13 protein-coding genes are annotated in these 18,679 nt (G+C 50.3%); 10 read left to right on the forward strand and 3 right to left on the reverse strand.

The window, feature by feature from the left end; translation table 11 throughout:
- Nucleotides 1-18: 18 nt before the first annotated feature.
- A complete protein-coding gene (gene recC / locus UF06_RS14675; RefSeq protein WP_045571105.1) occupies nucleotides 19-3,489 on the reverse strand; it encodes an exodeoxyribonuclease V subunit gamma in 3,471 nt (1,156 codons plus the stop codon).
- Between the two features lie 253 nt (nucleotides 3,490-3,742).
- On the opposite strand from recC, the gene UF06_RS14680 reads away from it, so the two are divergent.
- Complete coding sequence (locus tag UF06_RS14680; RefSeq protein ID WP_045571106.1) at nucleotides 3,743-5,569, forward strand: DUF3413 domain-containing protein; 1,827 nt, start codon at nucleotides 3,743-3,745, stop codon at nucleotides 5,567-5,569.
- Between the two features lie 33 nt (nucleotides 5,570-5,602).
- Here the strand turns inward: UF06_RS14680 and UF06_RS14685 are convergent, their stop codons facing one another.
- Nucleotides 5,603-6,583: a TDT family transporter gene (locus UF06_RS14685; RefSeq protein ID WP_045571266.1), complete on the reverse strand. Its 981-nt coding sequence runs from the start codon at nucleotides 6,581-6,583 to the stop codon at nucleotides 5,603-5,605.
- Nucleotides 6,584-6,689: 106 nt separating this feature from the next.
- Here UF06_RS14685 and UF06_RS14690 point away from each other — a divergent pair, with 106 nt between their 5' ends.
- From UF06_RS14690 to UF06_RS14725, 8 genes are all read left to right on the forward strand, one after another.
- Nucleotides 6,690-7,583 carry a LysR substrate-binding domain-containing protein gene (locus UF06_RS14690; protein WP_045571107.1) on the forward strand — a complete coding sequence of 298 codons (894 nt, stop codon included), beginning with the start codon at nucleotides 6,690-6,692 and terminating at the stop codon, nucleotides 7,581-7,583.
- A gap of 111 nt (nucleotides 7,584-7,694) precedes the next feature.
- Nucleotides 7,695-8,003, forward strand: a complete 309-nt coding sequence (locus tag UF06_RS14695; protein ID WP_045571108.1) for a YebG family protein — start codon at nucleotides 7,695-7,697, stop codon at nucleotides 8,001-8,003.
- A 248-nt stretch (nucleotides 8,004-8,251) separates the two neighbouring features.
- Nucleotides 8,252-9,283: a 2,3,4,5-tetrahydropyridine-2,6-dicarboxylate N-succinyltransferase gene (dapD, locus tag UF06_RS14700; protein WP_045571109.1), complete on the forward strand. Its 1,032-nt coding sequence runs from the start codon at nucleotides 8,252-8,254 to the stop codon at nucleotides 9,281-9,283.
- A 546-nt stretch (nucleotides 9,284-9,829) separates the two neighbouring features.
- The gene (locus UF06_RS14705) at nucleotides 9,830-10,681 is read left to right on the forward strand and encodes an MIP/aquaporin family protein (protein ID WP_045571110.1); all 852 of its coding nucleotides are present in this window, start codon (nucleotides 9,830-9,832) and stop codon (nucleotides 10,679-10,681) included.
- A gap of 43 nt (nucleotides 10,682-10,724) precedes the next feature.
- The gene (glpK, locus tag UF06_RS14710) at nucleotides 10,725-12,242 is read left to right on the forward strand and encodes a glycerol kinase GlpK (protein ID WP_045571111.1); all 1,518 of its coding nucleotides are present in this window, start codon (nucleotides 10,725-10,727) and stop codon (nucleotides 12,240-12,242) included.
- A gap of 185 nt (nucleotides 12,243-12,427) precedes the next feature.
- Nucleotides 12,428-13,195 carry a DeoR/GlpR family transcriptional regulator gene (locus UF06_RS14715; RefSeq protein ID WP_039430350.1) on the forward strand — a complete coding sequence of 256 codons (768 nt, stop codon included), beginning with the start codon at nucleotides 12,428-12,430 and terminating at the stop codon, nucleotides 13,193-13,195.
- 241 nt (nucleotides 13,196-13,436) lie between these two features.
- Complete coding sequence (gene glpD / locus UF06_RS14720) at nucleotides 13,437-14,975, forward strand: glycerol-3-phosphate dehydrogenase (protein ID WP_045571267.1); 1,539 nt, start codon at nucleotides 13,437-13,439, stop codon at nucleotides 14,973-14,975.
- 98 nt (nucleotides 14,976-15,073) lie between these two features.
- Entirely contained in the window at nucleotides 15,074-16,003 is a 930-nt protein-coding gene (locus tag UF06_RS14725) for a zinc transporter ZntB (protein ID WP_045571112.1), read from the forward strand.
- Nucleotides 16,004-16,015: 12 nt separating this feature from the next.
- On the opposite strand, the gene UF06_RS14730 is transcribed toward UF06_RS14725, so the two are convergent.
- Nucleotides 16,016-17,116 carry a GNAT family N-acetyltransferase/peptidase C39 family protein gene (locus UF06_RS14730; protein ID WP_045571113.1) on the reverse strand — a complete coding sequence of 367 codons (1,101 nt, stop codon included), beginning with the start codon at nucleotides 17,114-17,116 and terminating at the stop codon, nucleotides 16,016-16,018.
- 66 nt (nucleotides 17,117-17,182) lie between these two features.
- Between UF06_RS14730 and UF06_RS14735 the strand changes: the two genes are divergently transcribed.
- Nucleotides 17,183-18,634 (forward strand): RimK family protein, encoded by a 1,452-nt coding sequence (locus tag UF06_RS14735; protein ID WP_045571114.1) that lies wholly within the window; start codon nucleotides 17,183-17,185, stop codon nucleotides 18,632-18,634.
- The last annotated feature ends 45 nt before the right edge of the window (nucleotides 18,635-18,679 follow it).

The raw sequence follows: 18,679 nt of genomic DNA on the forward strand, positions 1-18,679 counted from the left end.
TCATCATCACCCGCACTGTCAAGACGCATCCTCACCGTCAACCACACTCAGCCTTGCTCCTTGCAACACTAAACTACTGAGCAGACGGACTTCATGCACCAACGTTTCGTTCCACTGCGGCCAGATGCGCGCAATATAGACATCACTGCCCTCACCTGCGCCTAAAAAGCCATCGTTAAAGGTATCGGCCATTTTTTTGTGGGCTTTTTCTTGGTCATCAACCCACTGGCCGCGGTTAAAGCCCGCTTCAATCGCCGCCAAGGCGGTGTGCGGGAAATAGGCTAAGGGGCGATTCATCCCTTCGACAAACAGACGCACCAGCTCGGCAAGCAAGGCTTTGGCTTGCTCTGGTTGAGTAAGCGCCGGGTAGATAAGATGCTGCACGCCCTCTTTGCGATCGTAACCAATCAGGTGTGTCGGCTGAGCCAAGCCACTGGCGGACATCGCTAGGTGATCTATCCAGCCAGCCAAATAATCCTGCGCGCGGATCCGGCCACTGCGGTAACGTATCAAACCACATTGATAATGACGCGTTAACCAGCCCGTTAAGCGGATCGGCTTGCCTTCGCCAAGCAGATCAAAGGTCAAATCGATCTCGATGTCTTCTTGCTCACGTACTGCGAGAAAGGTCAGCTTATCCACCAGCGCTTCTGCTTGAGCACGGTTAGCGGCAAACTCGATTTCACCAAAAGCGCCAACGGGCAAATGGCCGCAAGCTCGCTGCTGTTGTAAAAACTGTTCAATCACCGCTTGTGGATCTTGCTGAGCCACACTCGCTTCAAGCAAGCGGTCAAGGAGCTCATCACGCAATTGAAAACTGCTGAGCCCGTCGAGAGTAAAAGGCTCATCATCTTCCATCACCGGCAGCGGCGGTTCAAACAGGACTTTTAAGCGGCGATTGAAAAAGTACTGGACCGGTAAACGCCAGAAGCGGTGCAGTTCAACCAGATCCAGCTCGTAAGGAAAACTTATCCCCAACCAATAGTCATCCAATGCACGTAAAAATGCGCCGCGGCTTTGATTGAGTGAAGTTTGACTTTGCAACTGCGCGGCCGGGATCCACTCTTTGGCGTAGCTGCTCATCTCACCTTGAAACGCGCTAGGGCTGAACGGCACCAAAGGATGATGAGTTTGTATGCTGCGCACCAAACGCTCACCGGAAGCATCCACCGCCAGCGCTTCATCGCCCACCAAACAGTAGTTTTGCTGGCAATATTCCAGCAGTTCAGAGACCAGCACCGAAGGCACCCGCTCGCTGTTATCTTGCACCGAGCGGCCAACATAACTGATGTACAGCGTCTGCTGCGCAGAGAGCAAGGCTTCGAGGAACAGATAACGGTCGTCATCGCGGCGTGAGCGATCGCCCGGCCGAGCGCGGCCGTTCATCAGGTCAAAGCCTTCCGGCGGCACCGTGCGCGGATAAACGCCATCGTTCATGCCGAGCAAACAAACGGTGCGAAACGGAATAGAACGCATGGGCATAAGAGTACAAAAGTTGACTTGTCCGGCGAGAAAGCGTTGGCTAACCCGCGTGCCCGACAGTTTGTTGTGCAAGTATTCACTCACCACCGCCGGAGACAAGTCCGCGCTAAATGCGGCATCGCTCAACTGCTCTTTCAGTTGCGTTAAAGTGTCACGAATCGACTTAAGCGCCATTTCTCCATCCAGATCGACCTGAAAGAAATCATCCAGCAAAGCATTCAAAGCGTCACGCCAGCCATCCACTTGAAGGTTTTGCGCTAATTTGCTGCGATATTCGGTAATTTTTTGAATAAAATGGCTCAATTTGCCCGCCAGCTCAGCGCCCATTCCTTGCACCTCGTTGTAAGGTGCAATCAGTCCGCTACGCGATTGAAATAAGCCCGCCGTATCGGCCATGGCATAACCGAGCAACATGCGACGAATGCCAAACTGCCAGGTATTTTGCTCGGTTTGCGGCAGTTCGAACTCACCGCCCGTGTGCTCATCCAGCCCCCAGCGAATGCCGGACGCTTCGACCCACTGCTTGGCTTGCAGAAAATCGTCATCACTGAGTGCAAAACGGCGCAAAATCGCCGGCGTTTCCAGAAGTTCGAGCAGTTCTGACGCTAAACAGCGCGCTTGAGGTAAGTTCAGCAACTGTAGAAAAGCGCTCAAAATCGGGCTTTCCTGCGCGGCACTGCGGTCTGAAATTGAGTACGGAATGAAGCGCTCGCCCGGCGCGTTACCAAACACCGCCTGAATGGCCGGGCTGTAGGCGTTGATGTCGGCCACCATGACGATAATGTCGCGCGGTTTTAGACTGGGATCGGCGTCAAACATCGCCAGCAAACGGTCGTGCAGCACCTCCACTTCCCGCATAGGGCTGTGGCAAACGTGCAGTGACAGTGACTGATCACCCAGTGAAACCACCTGTTTGTGCCCACTGTGGTCGAGTTGATTGTCGTCTTGGTGCTCTTCTAAATTGAGAATGTCCGCTTGCAACTGATGCAGCAGAGTGTCGCGTTCCACCTCAACAAACGCTTCAATCTCATGGGATTCGAGCTGCGAGAGCAGATACATATTATCCCGCCCCAATTTGCCCATCGAGGCGAGCAAACTGTTACCGACCATTTGGCTATGCAGTTCATCGGCAAGATTATCTTCAATCGAGCCTTTCAACTGCTCACTTTCACCCAGCGCTTGTGAATGGTCTTGTTGCCACACTACATGCTGACGATGCTTGGCCGCCAAGCGCGCGAGAAACTTGCGATCGCGCACGTCTCCCCAGTAGTAACGACAAGGGTTGGTGAACATCAGATGCACATCGATATGCTCTCCGAGCGCTTTAAGCGCATCGAGATAACGCGGCGGCAGCGACGAAATACCAAACACAAACAGCCGCTCGGGCAGTTGTTCAAAAGTTGCCGATGATGCTTGCAGAGTGTGAATAAAGTCTTGATAGAGGTTGGCACGATGATAGGGCGATTGCCCTAACGCCAAGGTGTGCTGATAGAGCGCCTGCCAAAGCGGCGCCTGCCAAGGGTGCTCATCCGCAATTTCCTCCACCGCTTGCCCAACCTCCCACTTGGCGATCCACTCGGGGCGATAGACCAAGTAACCATCGAAAATATCGGCGATTTTCTCGGCCAGCTGGTAGAGCCGGCTGCGGTCTTCATCTTGCTGCAAATAGCGCGCTAGAGGGGTAAACGCAGGTTGATCTAGCATGCCCGGCAGCAATTGCATCAGTTTCCAAGTCATGGCTTCTTTGTTAAATGCGCTGCGCTTGGGCACATCCGGCAGTACCTTGGTAAACATCTCCCAAATAAACGTCGCCGGCAGCGGAAACTCAATATTCGCCGCTACACCAAACTCTTTGGCCAGTTCGATCTTTAGCCACTGCGACATCCCCGGACTTTGCACCAAGATGCGCTCTTGCGTGAACGGGTTTTGCAGCGGCTCTCGGCGGATCAGTTCCACCAACAGAGATTTAAGAACATCAACCTGATTAGAGTGATAAACAGTAAACAAAATAAGGCTTCCGAGCAGTAAGCGTGACTGTGCCTAAGCTTAACATACGCCTGCAAAATCAAGCACCGCTGTAACTCACTGATTTGCTAAATGGTTATAACGCATTCCATACAAATTTCTTTAGCTGTCCAAGTGGACTGTAAAATATTACTGACACAGTGATACAAAGTGTGACATACCCCACAACTATTCCATGTTAAAAAACGCCGTTTTATACTCTTCCGCTTTCCAATCTTGCAGAGGGCCCTTTCGTATGCTGCGTAAACTGTCTGACAACAGCGCTTGGCTAGTCGCTTTTTTTGTCTGCTTTAGCCTGTTTCTGGCTCTGGCTTGCTATCCATTTTTGCTCCCAGCCGATGCACAGCAAACGTTCAGCACTTTGCAAGTGTTCTATCTGATCGCCACTCAACTCGGCTGGCTGGGATTATTGGCCTTTTTGCTTGTGCTTTTAGCTCTGCCATTGACTTGGTTGCCAACCAAGTGGTTTAGGGGGGGCGTGGTGCTGCTCGCGGCCCTCTTGTTGATCATTTTGCAAGTGGACATTACCGTCTTTCAGCACTACAAGTTTCACATTAATGGCTTGCTGGTGCGTATGTTTGTCGACAGTGGCAGCGAAGTGTTTCATATCTCGTGGCTCAGTTGGGCACTGTTTATCTCCGAAATCGCCGTACTGCTGATCGGCTTAGCCGTGACTGTCTGGCTAACAGGCCGTTTAGCCACACGGAAAAGCAAATATGCGATGGTGGCTGTGTGGTTTGCACTGCTCGTGAGTAGCCAAGCAATCCATGCTTACAAGAATGCCTTGTATGACAACGAAGTGAGCCAGTTCACCAGTAATTGGCCACTGTACTACCCACTCACCGCGCGCTCTTGGATTTATCAGCACGGTTGGGTGGATGAGAAAGTGGCCGCCCGCAATCGAGTTGAGCTAAAAAATGTCACCAGCAGTCCATTGCACTACCCGTTGCAACCTGTCGCGGTGACAACGCCAGAGCAGCAGCCAAACGTGCTGTTTATCCTGATTGACGCGTGGCGCTACAGTGATGCAACCGCCGAGATCATGCCAAACGTCAGCCAATTTGCCCAAAAGAGCGCGCAATTTTCCCAACACATGAGTGGCGGTAATTCGACTCAAGCGGGGATGTTTAGCCTGTTTTATAGTTTACCCGCAACGTACTGGGACAGCGTTTATGCCAGCCAAACTGCGCCTATCTTTCTCGATGCGCTACAACATTCGGGGTACCGCATGGGGATCTTTGGTTCTGCGTCACTCACCAGCCCTCCGCTGTCGCGTACCGTGTTTAAGAAGGTGAAAGATTTACGTCTTAAAACACCAGGCGATAGCCAAGTGGAGCGTGACGCGCGCATCACAAACGACTTTCTGCAGTTTGTTCAGCAACCGAACTCACAGCCGTACTTCGGTTTTCTCTTTTACGATTCAGCCCACGGCACTGAGTTTCCTGAATCTGAAGGGGCGAAATTCACCCCCTACTGGGAACGTGTGGATCACATTCTGCTCAATAACGATTTTGACGCCGAGCTCTACCACAATCGCTACAAAAACTCGCTCTACTACATCGATAGTCTGATTAGCAAGGTGCTGAAAAATATAGATTTAAGCAACACCATCGTAGTACTCACATCAGATCATGGTGAAGAGTTTAACGACAACGGTATGAACTACTGGGGCCACTCTGGTAACTACAGTCAAGCGCAGATCCATGTGCCGCTGTACATTTACACGCCTGACCAACCAGCGGCTCGCTACGATTACCGTACCACCCATTTTGATATTGTGCCGACCTTGATGGAGCGCTTATTCGGTGAGCAAACCGATACCGCTACTTACAGCGTCGGGCATAATTTGTTTGATGACTCAGTGAAACGTGAGTGGTTTATTGCTGGCAGTTACTACAACTATGCGCTAGTGGGGCAAGAGATCATGATGGTGGTTAATCCGGCAGGTAATGCCAAACAGTTGAACAGCCAACTGAGTGTGGTCCGGGAAGAGACAATCCCGCCGAGTGTGATTCAACAATCGCTCGACGAAATGTCGCGCTTTTTCGCTAAAAAAAGCTAATACCAAGCCCGGCTTCCCGCCGGGCTTGCTACTTTAGCACTGTCTTACTTGAGCCTGCTGCATCTTTGGCAAAATAAGCAGGTTATAACTGTATTGCAACGCCACATAGCCAACCACTAAGGTGGCGACAATAAGTTCTAGGCTCGCCAGCCACTGCACCTGCGCCACATATTCCGCACTGATGTCGACGGTTTTCATCCAAGCCGCCATTTTAAACAGCGCGGTCGAACCAATCACCATCGGGAAGGTAAACGCCGCATAACCGGGGCTAAAAGGCAGTCGCAGCAGGGTAAAAAACGCCAGATAGATGATGGCCGTCATCAACACTGCAATGCCAAACAGCAGCGCCACAATCACAGGCGAAGGATGCGCGGTGACGGTCAAATACCCGGCCAAAGAGAGGCTCGCTGGCGCGGCCAGAATCGCCATGGTGGGTTTGGCTGCATCGGGCACTTCATGGGTAAACATGAAACGGTAGATCATGATGGGTAGCATCACCGCATAGGCAAGCATGCCAAAGAGCAAAGCACCGTGCGCAATAGGCGCCAATACAGGGTTACCGGAGAAAGAGACATCCGCGACAATGATGCCAACCGGAGGCACAAACCAACTGGGCACCATGTGGTGAAGTTCAAACTCTTTTGCACGGTGATAGACAAAACTCAGCAAAAATACGATGTGTAGCGCAACCGCCACAGACCACATGACATCACCAGCGATAGGGAAGAAATGCCCTAGCGAATTCGATACCACCATGGTCGCCATGGCAAAAGTCGGTACCACACTGCCCACAACGGGGTGCGCCAAATCTTGTCTCAATAAATGGCGATGAAAAAGGAATTTTACCGCGAGGATCAACAGCAAGGCGCTGGCGACCGCAGCGCTCAACCACTGCCCGTAGGCATGGAACTCGGCGAAGTTTTCCCAGCACCACCCCAAACTGGCAATTCCTAGCGCTAAGCCAGCCATCGGCGTCGGAGCACCCATCACTTTTGCTTTTGTTGCTTGAATCATCATGACCTCGACCTACTGTATTTAGGAAACAAGCTCATTTTAAGCTTGCATCATGTTTGAAGATATCTAATTATTTACAACCAACGTTCAGAGAATCTAAACAAATATGGCCAGCCACATTTCACTGCGACAACTGAAAGTCTTCACCACCATCACGCAGCATCATACCTTGACGGCGGCGTCCGAAAGTCTGTTTCTTTCCAAAGCCGCTGTCAGCATGGCGCTCTCTGAACTAGAGAAGCAGATCGGCCACGCGCTGTTTGATCGGGTGAATAACCGTTTGATTCTCAATCAAGAAGGGCAAAAGCTCTTGCCTTTAGCCGACGAACTGCTCAGCCGCGCCCGAGATATCGAAAGCCTGTTTGATGGTGACGCGAGCTTATCCGGCCAGTTACGAATTGGCGCGAGTGACACCATCGGCAACCAAGTGGCCCCTTATCTGTTGCGTGATTTTCGCCGTCAGACCCAGCATCAGTCACAGAGTTTGTTTATTTCCAATTCGGCACAGATCTGCGACAAACTTGTGGACTATGAGCTGGATATTGCGCTGATCGAAGGCAAAACACTGCACCCAGAGTTACATTCCAGCCAATTTAGCCAAGATGAAATGTGCGTGATCTGCGCCATGGATGCCCCTTTCGACGCCAATCAAATGATGACGCTGAGTGAACTGGAAAACAGTGAGTGGATTTTGCGCGAAGCCGGTTCTGGTTCCCGCGAGTTTTTCTTACGCGTTATCGCACCGCGCATAGAGCAATGGCACGAAGCGTTTCAGCTCAATACCACTGAGGCGCTGATTAACTCCGTCGCTGCAGGGCTCGGGCTTGGCTGCTTGTCGCGCTTATCGGCTGAGCACGCAATTCGTGATGGGCGGGTAAAAATGCTCAACATGCCTCTGGATATGAAACGCCGCTTTTGGCTGCTGGTACACAAAGAGAAATACCAAAACCCGCTTTTGAAAGCGTTTATCGCCTTTTGTAAAGAGTGGCAGAACGTCTAAAACCGCATGCTCGCCAGACTCTCATTCTGACAGGCACAATTGGACATTGCTGAGCAAAAGCTGTATAAACAGACAGTAAATTTTCGCAACGACTAACCTAGAGGATTAACCATGGCTGTTATCGTCAAGTACGTGGTAGAACGCAACGGAGAAGAGAAAATGACTTTTACCTCTAAAGCGGATGCTGACGCATACGACAAGATGCTCGATATGGCAGACGAGCTTTTCGAACTACTGGGTAAAAGCGACCTTCTAGAAGATGAAGGCAAGCAGGAAGATCTGGCGATGTTCCTCGCACAAAACAAAGAAGAGCTTCTCTACGCTCTGGGGGCGAAACGTCGCCCAGCGCCAAAGAAAGAGAAAAAGCTGGCTGCTGTAGATGAACCGTCAGCAGAAGAGTCTGCCGAAGACGCGGCTTAAGCTCTCACCACGCCTCCGAGAAACCGTCGCACAAGTGGCGGTTTTTATTTGTCGTGCAACACAATTTCTCATCAAAGCAATTTCTCATCAAAGCAATATATCCCTAAAAAGACAAAAGGTATCCACTGACGGACTTTCTCCCCGCTAGACCTTTAAGTTCGTTTTTTGTCTCTTTATGATGAACTCAACCTTATTCATGCTCTTCAGTGAACAGACGAGCACAAAGATTCAACAAATGGAGATTTCCTATGGCTTACTTTTCCCTAGCCTTTGGCACGGCGACTAAAAACCGCGATGGCAAAATTATCGAAGCATTTTTTCCTCATCCAGTTTTAAACCCAAGCGAAGCGCTGGTTGACGCACTGGCTGCCGTGGCCGGATACGAACAAGGCAACCAAGCCATTGAGATCTCTGCCGCGCAAAGTGCCGAGCTTGCTAGCGCGTTTGAGAAAAACGGCGATGCGGCTAACGCAGCCTTTGCGGCTAAAGCGGCACAGTCTGCCCAGCCGCTGGTATTGGTGATCCTCGCAACAGATGAACAATCTCAGTCGGTGGCGGAAGGTTTCCTCAAGCTACAGTTGATTTCGCATCGTTTGATCAAGCCACACGGCACCGTACTGGACGGCATTTTTGGCCTGCTGCACAACATTGCATGGACCAACGAAGGCCCGATCGATCTGCCTGAGCTGGTAGAACGCCAGATCGAAGCGCGCCTTGCAGGCCGAGTGCTGACTGTCGATTGCGTCGACAAATTCCCGAAAATGGTTGATTACATCGTACCAACGGGTGTGCGCATTGCAGACACTTCTCGCGTGCGTCTTGGCGCTCATGTGGGCGAAGGCACCACTGTAATGCACGAAGGCTTCATCAACTTTAACGCGGGCACGGCGGGCGTGAGCATGGTTGAAGGCCGTATTTCTGCTGGCGTGGTAGTCGGAAATGGCTCAGATATCGGCGGCGGCGCGTCTATCATGGGCACGCTTTCGGGTGGTGGTAAAGTGGTGGTATCGATTGGTGAAAACTCACTGCTTGGCGCAAACGCAGGTCTTGGCTTCCCGCTGGGCGATCGCTGCACGGTGGAATCCGGTTTGTACGTCACCGCTGGTTCAAAAGTGCGCATGCTTGACTCAAGCGGTCAAGAAGTCGAAATGGTCAAAGCGCGCGATCTGGCTGGTGTCTCTGATCTGCTGTTTCGCCGCAACTCAGTGACAGGGCAAATCGAGTGCCTTGCCAACAAAACCGCGGTAGAACTCAACAGCGAACTGCACAAAAATAACTAAGCCAGAGCATCACTGAGCACGTACAGCACCTTTGCTTACTGTTCCGCTTGCTTGGCCATTCAGGCGATAGCACAGGCTGTCGCCTTTTATTTTACCAACGGATCCCGATTTCGCTGCTTAAACACTCGACTTCGAACCTTCCTTTAAATTCCATTTGGTATGACCAGTCTCATTTTCCGTCGCTGGCTATTTAGCCAAACAGCAAACATGCCGCGAACTCATCTCACATTCCCCTAACCTAACTCTGCTTATCTAGTTAATAAAATGTAATATTCTCTGATAGTTAACGAGAATATGCGGCTTCTGAACGTCAAATACATGGTGGATTGGCTATGAAAGCTATGTCTTCAATTGCTCATTGCGCGAAAAATACTCAAACAATGACTTATTTAACAAAAAAGATACGTATCATTAATAAAATTATGCTCGAACGCTCAATTTGATTGTTTGTTTGTTTTCGCAATCGTTTAAATGTGCAAAATAACCGCTGTGCATGTGGTTTATAAAAATAAGCACGCCGACTGTGGAACATAAAGGACTCTTACCATGACAAACAAAAAAACAACTCTCTTCGGAGAGTGCCTGGCCGAATTCATCGGTACAGGTCTACTTATCTTTTTCGGTGTTGGCTGCGTTGCCGCGCTGGTTCTTGCCGGTGCTCAATTTGGTCAATGGGAAATCAGCATTGTGTGGGGCTTTGGGGTCACCATCGCTATCTACTGCACCGCAGGGGTATCGGGTGCGCACATCAACCCAGCGGTGACCATCGCTCTGGCTGCTTTCCATGGCTTCGATAAAGCGAAAGTCGTGCCTTACATCATCGCTCAATTGCTTGGCGCATTTTGCTCTGCGGCGCTGGTTTACAGCCTGTACAGCAACCTCTTCACTGACTACGAACTGGCGCACAACCTGATCCGTGGCAGCAAAGAGGGCTTGGCAACGGCTGGTATTTTCTCCACTTACCCACACGCTTCAATCTCTTTCCTTGGCGCTTTTGCGGTGGAATTTGTGATTACCGCGGTACTGATGTTCGCCATTTTGGCGCTAGGCGATGAGCACAACGGCGCTTCTCGCGGCGCGATGAACCCACTGTTGATCGGCATTTTGATTGCGGTCATCGGTGGCTCACTTGGCCCACTAACCGGTTTTGCCATGAACCCGGCTCGTGACTTTGGACCAAAACTGTTTGCTTACTTTGCAGGCTGGGATTATGCCCTGACTGGTGCGAAAGACATTCCTTACTTTATCGTGCCAATCCTTGCTCCGATTGCTGGTGCTTGCTTTGGTGGCTGGTTGTATCCAAAAGCGATTGCGGCCTACCTACCTAATGTTGGCCAAGGTTGCACCATCCCGAATCAATGCGATGCTGCTGAAGACGTTGAAGAAGCTCGCGCTTAATAAATTGACTAAAATATAACTAACGAAACGAAAGGATCTTACCATGACTGAGCAGAAGTACATTGTGGCGCTGGACCAAGGCACAACCAGTTCTCGCGCGGTGGTTTTAGACCACGACGCGAATATTGTTTCCGTTTCCCAGCGCGAGTTCACTCAGATCTACCCTCAAGCAGGATGGGTAGAGCACGATCCCATGGAAATTTACGCCACCCAGAGCTCAACCTTAGTGGAAGTTTTGGGTAAATCCGGCATTCGTAGCGACCAAGTCGCCGCCATCGGTATCACCAACCAACGTGAAACCACCATTGTGTGGAACAAAGAGACTGGCAAACCGGTGTATAACGCGATTGTGTGGCAATGCCGCCGCACCGCCGATATCTGTGAAGATCTGAAAGCACGCGGCTTGGAGAGCTACATCCGTGACAATACAGGCCTAGTGCTCGACCCTTACTTCTCGGGCACCAAGGTGAAGTGGATTCTCGATAACGTGGAAGGCGCTCGCGAAGACGCTGAAGCCGGCAAACTGCTGTTTGGTACCGTCGATACTTGGCTCGTTTGGAAAATGACCCAAGGCCGTGTGCACGTAACCGACTACACCAACGCCTCTCGTACCATGCTATTTAACATCAACGATTTGTGTTGGGATCAGAAGCTTCTAGACGAAATGGACATTCCAGCCTCAATGATGCCAGAAGTGAAACGCTCTTCTGAAGTCTACGGCCAAACCAACATCGGTGGTAAAGGTGGTACGCGTATTCCAATCGCCGGGATCGCAGGTGACCAGCAAGCAGCACTGTACGGACAAATGTGTGTTGAAGCGGGGCAAGCGAAAAACACCTACGGTACGGGCTGCTTCTTGCTGATGAACACGGGTAAAGAGAAAGTGGCGTCGCAAAACGGCCTACTGACCACACTGGCTTGTGGCCCACAAGGCGAACCCGCCTACGCGCTGGAAGGTGCGGTATTTATGGGCGGCGCATCGATTCAATGGCTACGCGATGAGCTTAAGCTGATTTCTGATGCGCACGACTCTGAATACTTTGCTACCAAAGTTGACACTTCAAACGGCGTGTATGTGGTGCCTGCCTTTACTGGCCTTGGCGCACCATACTGGGATGCCTATGCTCGCGGCACCATTGTCGGCCTGACTCGCGGCGTGAACTCGAATCACATCATCCGCGCGACACTAGAAAGCATCGCCTACCAAACTCGCGACGTGTTGGATGCAATGCAAGCCGATTCAGGCATCAAGCTCTCTGCGCTGCGCGTCGATGGTGGTGCGGTGGCCAATAACTTCTTAATGCAGTTCCAATCCGATGTATTGGATACCGAAGTGCACCGTCCGAAAGTGACCGAAGTAACCGCACTTGGCGCAGCATACCTGGCCGGCCTTGCCGTGGGTTACTGGAACAGCATTGATGAGCTGAAGAACAAAGCGGAAATCGATCGCTCTTTCCTTCCTCATCACGACGAAGAGAAACGCAACCGCCGCTACAAAGGCTGGAAGCGTGCCGTTAAGTGTGCGCAAACTTGGTCTGAAATGCGCGATCTCGAAGATTAATTCTTACCTCCCCCTATGTTTGGGCGCCTTCATGGCGCCCTTTTTTGTTGTTTCAGCCGATTTCTTGATGTTGGTTGCTTCTATGAATGCGTTATTTAGCGCACAATAGCCCGAGTGATTATTTTCGAATGCCAGCATTTCTAACCCTTAAGGACTAAGCTGGTTAGAGGCATCAGGGAGACAAAGTGAAGCAGATACCAAGACACCAACAAATTATCGAAATGGTGAAAAAGCAGGGATACGTCAGCACCGAGGAGCTGGTCGAGAAATTTAATGTTAGCCCGCAGACCATTCGCCGTGATCTGAACGAACTTGCCGACGAGAATAAAATCCGCCGCTACCATGGTGGCGCAACCATTCCGCTCAGCTCAGAAAACACCTCCTACTCGACCCGCAAAAAAGAGCACTTTACCGAGAAAGATCTGATCGCCGAAGAGCTAGCCAAGCACATTCCCGATGGCGCTACGCTGTTTATTGACATCGGCACCACGCCAGAGGCGGTTGCCAAAGCGCTCAACAAAAATCACAAGCAATTGCGCGTCGTTACCAACAACATCAACGTCGCCAGTATTTTGCTCAGCAATCCAGAGATCAAAGTTATCCTCGCGGGCGGAGAAGTGCGTAACCGAGATGGCGGCATTGTCGGAGAAGCCACGTTGGATTTCATCAAACAGTTCCGCCTCGATTTCGGCATCTTAGGCATCAGCGGCATTGATTACGATGGCTCCTTGCTCGATTTCGATTATCACGAAGTGCGCGTTAAACAGGCCATTATCGAAAACAGCCGCAGTGTGTACTTAGCGGTCGACCACAGCAAATTTGGCCGTAATGCGATGGTGAAACTGGGCAACATCTCGCAAATTAACTTGCTGATCACCAATCAGCAACCTCCCGAAGAGATCAGCGCCATACTCAAAGAGCATCAAATCCCGTTAGAAATCGCTAGCCACTGACCTTTCCTCAAGCTCCCTTTGCGCCTCACTTCTTTGGTGGGGCGTTTTTGTTTTCGTCTCCACAAACACCCAAACGCGCGCCTTATCAGCTTCCTTTTCTTTGTTCTTATGCGCAAATCACACAAACGCTCAAAAACGAAAATAAAAGATGATCTCATTCGAAAATTCGGTTAGGCTTCTTTTAGTTTCTAAAATGCTCGTTCGCTCAACATGACAATACAAAAATAGGTCAGCTTCTATGATGAACTCACAACCTCAACAATCTCCAATTCTTGATCTCATTGTCGTTGGCGGTGGGATCAATGGTGCTGGTATCGCCGCCGACGCAGCAGGCCGTGGGCTTAGCGTTGGTTTATACGAAATGAAAGACTTCGCTTCAGCTACCTCGTCAGCCAGTTCGAAACTGATCCACGGTGGGCTGCGCTATCTTGAACACTATGAGTTTCGTTTGGTCTCGGAAGCGCTTGCTGAACGTGAAGTGCTGATCAAAAAAGCACCGCACATCGCCTTTCCGATGCGCTTTCGTTTGCCACATCGCTCCTATCTGCGCCCAGCGTGGATGATTCGCTGTGGGCTATTTTTGTATGACCACCTTGGCAAACGCACAACGTTACCTGGCAGTGAAAAGGTCAATCTGGCGCAGACAGGCCTTCTCAAAGAAGAGATGAAAGTGGGCTTTGAGTACTCCGATTGCTGGGTGGATGATGCCAGACTCACACTCTTGAATGCCCTTTCCGCACAGCAAAATGGCGCGGAAGTGCGCAACTATTGCAAAGTGGAAAAAGCCGAACGCACCGAAGGGATGTGGAAAGTAACGCTGCAAGATCAGCACACTGGCGAGCGTTTTGAGCGCATGGCGCGTGCGTTGGTCAATGCGGCTGGCCCTTGGGTAAAAGCGTTTTACGATCAAAGTTTGGCTACGCCATCACCACGCAATATTCGTTTGATCAAAGGCTCACACATCGTGGTACCACGCGTGCATCCCGATCCTCAGGCGTATATTTTACAAAACAACGATGGTCGGATCGTTTTTGTTATCCCTTATCTAGATAAGTTCTCAATTATCGGCACCACCGATGTGGAATACAAAGGCGACCCGCGCGAAGTGGCGATCGCGGAGCAAGAGATCGAGTACTTGATTGATATCGTCAATCAGCACTTTATCCACCAGCTTGAGCGCAAAGACGTAGTATGGACGTACAGCGGCGTGCGCCCTTTGTGTGATGATGAGTCGGACTCACCGCAAGCCATTACCCGCGACTACACCATCGAGCTTGAGCAAGAGTTAGACCAAGCACCTCTTCTCTCCATCTTTGGTGGCAAGCTAACCACTTACCGCAAGCTGGCGGAATCGGCGATGCGTAAATTAGCGCCCTACTTTACCGAGATGGGTCAAGCATGGACCGCCAACCAAGCCCTGCCAGGCGGACACTTTAGTTGCACACGCGAGCAACTCGCCACGTCACTGACCCAGCAGCACGCATGGCTACCCCCTGCTTTGGCACAACGCTACGTAGCGCAATTTGGTAGCGATGCTCGGGTGCTGCTGCAAGATGTAGCTCAAGAGAGCGACATGGGCCTGCTGTTTGCCGAAGGCGTCTACCAAAAAGAGATCGATTATATGCTGAACCATGAGTTTGCCCGCTGCGCAGACGATGTACTGTGGCGACGCACTAAACTTGGCCTTTACCTCACCCCAGAGCAGGTAGATGAACTCACACGCTATATTCAGCAGCAAGTAGAAGGTACTCAGCCAGCGCTACTTAAAGCGGCCTGTTAAACCTAAGCTCTCTGTTTCTTAGCAAACAACACTGGCGTCATGGCAGTAAGTCGCGTACTTTGAACACTGCCATTTTTTAGGAAACAGAGAGCCTATCCATGGGATTTATCATTGCTCACTGGGATTTCAATTCCGCCCCGGCGAATCAGCCAAGTGACAATCAACTGCGCATGCAAGCGGGTCACTGGTATCATTGTGAACGCCACCATCCTGATATCCGCCGCTGGTTAATCGACAATCAAGTGCCACTGAGCACCATTAACCACCTTTTAGCTGACGAGACTCGGCCCTCTTTTCACCGCTATGATGATGAGAGCTTCATGCTGATCCTGCGTGGTGTGAACATGAACGAAAACGCCACACCGGAAGACATGCTAAGTGTGCGTATTCTCTATTTTAACGGCTGCTTAATCTCTACACGCAAAATCTCCTCCAAAGCCATTTCCGAGATCCGCGACACGCTGACGCAACATAAAGGGCCGCAAACACTCGGCGATCTGCTGCTCGCCATTATTGATGGCTTGACGGGGAAAATGCAGAGCTATCTGCAAACCATTGAGGATCAAATCGAACGCTTTGAGTTAGACACCGAACAGATTGGCGATGTGATTGAGGTGCAGAAATCGCTCCTGAGCGTCAAACGCTTCATTCGTCCACAGCAATACGCGATTGCCGACTTCGCTATGTCTGAACTCAATCTTTTACAAAACAAAACACTGCTGATTAATTACGCGCTCAGCAATATCACGCGTATCAATGAAACTATCGATTTCTACTTAGATGAGCTGCAACTGTTGAAAGAACAAATTCAACAGTTGCGTGAAGACAAGATCAGCCGCAACAGCTACTTGTTTACCTTGATTGCCAGTATTTTCCTGCCGACCAGTTTTTTAACTGGATTGCTGGGCATCAACATCGGTGGTATCCCGGGTGTCGAATCCCCTGTTGCTTTTATGTGGTTTTGCATCGGCTTAGTGGTGATTTTTACCGCCGAAGTGTTGCTACTCAAACGGCTCAAATTTTGGTGACCATTGCCATTATTATCGGGGCACACGGCCTGGTTTGATCACCACGCAGGCCGTGTGTTTCTGTTTGCCAAAACCAATGATCTGCGACAACGCCTTTTTACTCACCGTCACATGTGCCGAGGCTATGGCATCTTGTTCAGACTCGGCATGCGGATCGTGAATAAAGAAAAAGCGCTCGCTCATGCCGCTCAACAACACCCAGTGCGGCTCCTTACTACCATTAAAGCGGTAGGTGCTGATCAGCAGCAGCACGCTCGCCCCTTCTCTGACCCACTGCTCCAGTTGCATTTGGGTTGGCGGCGCTTCAATCATGCTGACGTCAAACTCTTGCAACTGTTGGCAGAAATCTTGATGGACGATTTCGATCACTTGTTTTTTATTTTCATCTCGCACGCTGTCGATAAACGGGGTCGATTTGGCATGACTCCACAGCTCGACATGGTAACCGCGTCGCGCCGCAGCAAGTGCCAATCCGTGGCCACTGCATCCACCGTGCCCAGCTGCCATGAAAATCGTTGTCGCTTCACGCCACAGTTGTAATTCCTCTTTTCTTGACGGCGTAAATTCCGGGGTGCTATGTGCAAAGGCCATCAGCAAACACGCCGCACCACAGGTAAATGGCGTAGTCTGCACGTAAAGAGGCATCGGTAGTAACGTTTTCGGCCCATAGTGCGCCAGCCGTTTTTGCATGCGGATGCCATCACACAAATCATCATAATAATGAATCAGCAATTTAAAGGTTTTGTAACCCAATTTTTGGTACAAATTTATTGCGGCTGTATTGTCTTCGCGAACCTCAAGGCGTAATGTAGTGAAACCCTGTTCAATGGCCGAACGCTCACATAGTTCAATCAAAGACTGAGCAATTTTCTGCCCACGAAACTCAGGTCTTACAGCAATCGAATACAATCTTGATAGTTGTGTTCCTTGATGAAACAGTAACAGCGCATAGCCTGCTAACTGTTGGCCACTATCCGCAACCAGCAGCATGGCATGGTCAGATTGGATAAAACGTTTCATTTGTCTCGGTGCAATTCTGTCACCGGTGAAAAGTTCTTTTTCCAGCTTGTTCAACGCATCAAGATCGGTCATTTTCGCGACACGAAAATCCATTTGGCACCTTCGGGAATGAGTAAGAAAGCTTCCTCATCATAGCTCGTTTATTAAGGAAAAAAAGAGATGGCAAATCTTTTAATTGTGACTGACCAAACCAGTGATTGGCAGCAGTATTTTCCATCCGAACAAGTGGTCAATGTTGCCCAATATTTAGACAGTGAATGGCAACACAATCAGCGCAGTGTACAGGTTGTTAACCTGTGCCGAGATTACAGTTACATGAGCAGTGGCTACTACTGCTCTCTGATGGCGGGCGCACGCGGACATCGCGTCATCCCGACCGTCACCGCCATCAACGACATTACCCAGCCATTATTGATCTCCTCCGGTTTTCTTCGCCTTCATCGTCTACCGAAAGATCAAGATGAAATCGCGTGCAAGATCTACTTTGGCCGCACAGAGCAAAAAGGGCTAGAAAAGCTGGCCAGACGCCTGTTTGAACAATTTATGGTGCCAGTGATTGAGCTGAAAATGACCCGCAATCAGCACAACTGGCAAATCGACTCAGTACAGCCTTTCCCATTCCAAGATCTTGAAGAACAAGAGGAAAACTTCTTTATCGAATCGCTAGAGATGTTCTCAAACAAAGTATGGCGCAAACCCAAGCAAGAGAAAAAATATCGCTACGATATCGCGATGCTGGTCGATAACGAAGAGAAAATGCCCCCGTCAGACCCTTCCGCGCTCAAACGCTTTAAGCGTGCCGCTGCACGTTTAGGGATGAATTTGGAAACCATTTCTCGTGATGAAATTTCGCGTCTTGGCGAGTTCGATGGCCTGTTTATCCGCGCGACCACCAATATCAGCAACTATACCTACCGCTTTGCCAAAACGGCCGAGAAACTAGGGCTGGTGGTGATGGACGACTCCGAGTCGATCATGAAGTGTACCAACAAGGTCTTTCTCACTGAGCTGCTAAAAAACAACAAAGTGCCTGCGCCAGACAGTGTGATTTTGAAAAACTTTGACCCGGAGTGGAAAAGTGATCTACTCAGCGAATTAACCTTCCCTATGGTACTAAAAATTCCAGACGGTGCTTTTTCACGTGGCGTAGTAAAAGTACGTAATGAAGAAGAGCTGGAAAGAGAAGCGGCTGCTCTGTTTGAAAAGAGCGAGTTGATTTTGGCTCAAGCCTTTATGCCAACCGACTTTGACTGGCGCATTGGGATTTTGAATCGCCAAGCGATCTTTGGCTGTAAATACATGATGAGCCGTGGTCACTGGCAGATTTATCAGCATCACAACAGCGGCCGCGTCTCTTCTGGTGGTTTTGAGACGCTGGATCTAAAACAAGTGCCGAAAAATGTGGTTGATGTAGCGCTCAAAGCGGCCAACTTGATCGGCAATGGCCTCTACGGCGTGGATCTCAAAGAAATTGATGGCCAAGTGTACGTGATTGAAGTCAATGACAACCCAAGCATCGATCATCATGTCGAAGACGCCTTCCTCGGTGATTTACTTTACGATCGCATTATGACCGAATTCTTGCGTCGTATTCAGATGCGCGGTTTCTAATTTTACACAACAAGCTCTGCTAACAACCAAGCCACTAGCAATGAG

Origin of the sequence: Vibrio sp. S234-5, assembly GCF_000960595.1 — a bacterium.
In the GTDB taxonomy this organism is placed as follows: domain Bacteria; phylum Pseudomonadota; class Gammaproteobacteria; order Enterobacterales; family Vibrionaceae; genus Vibrio.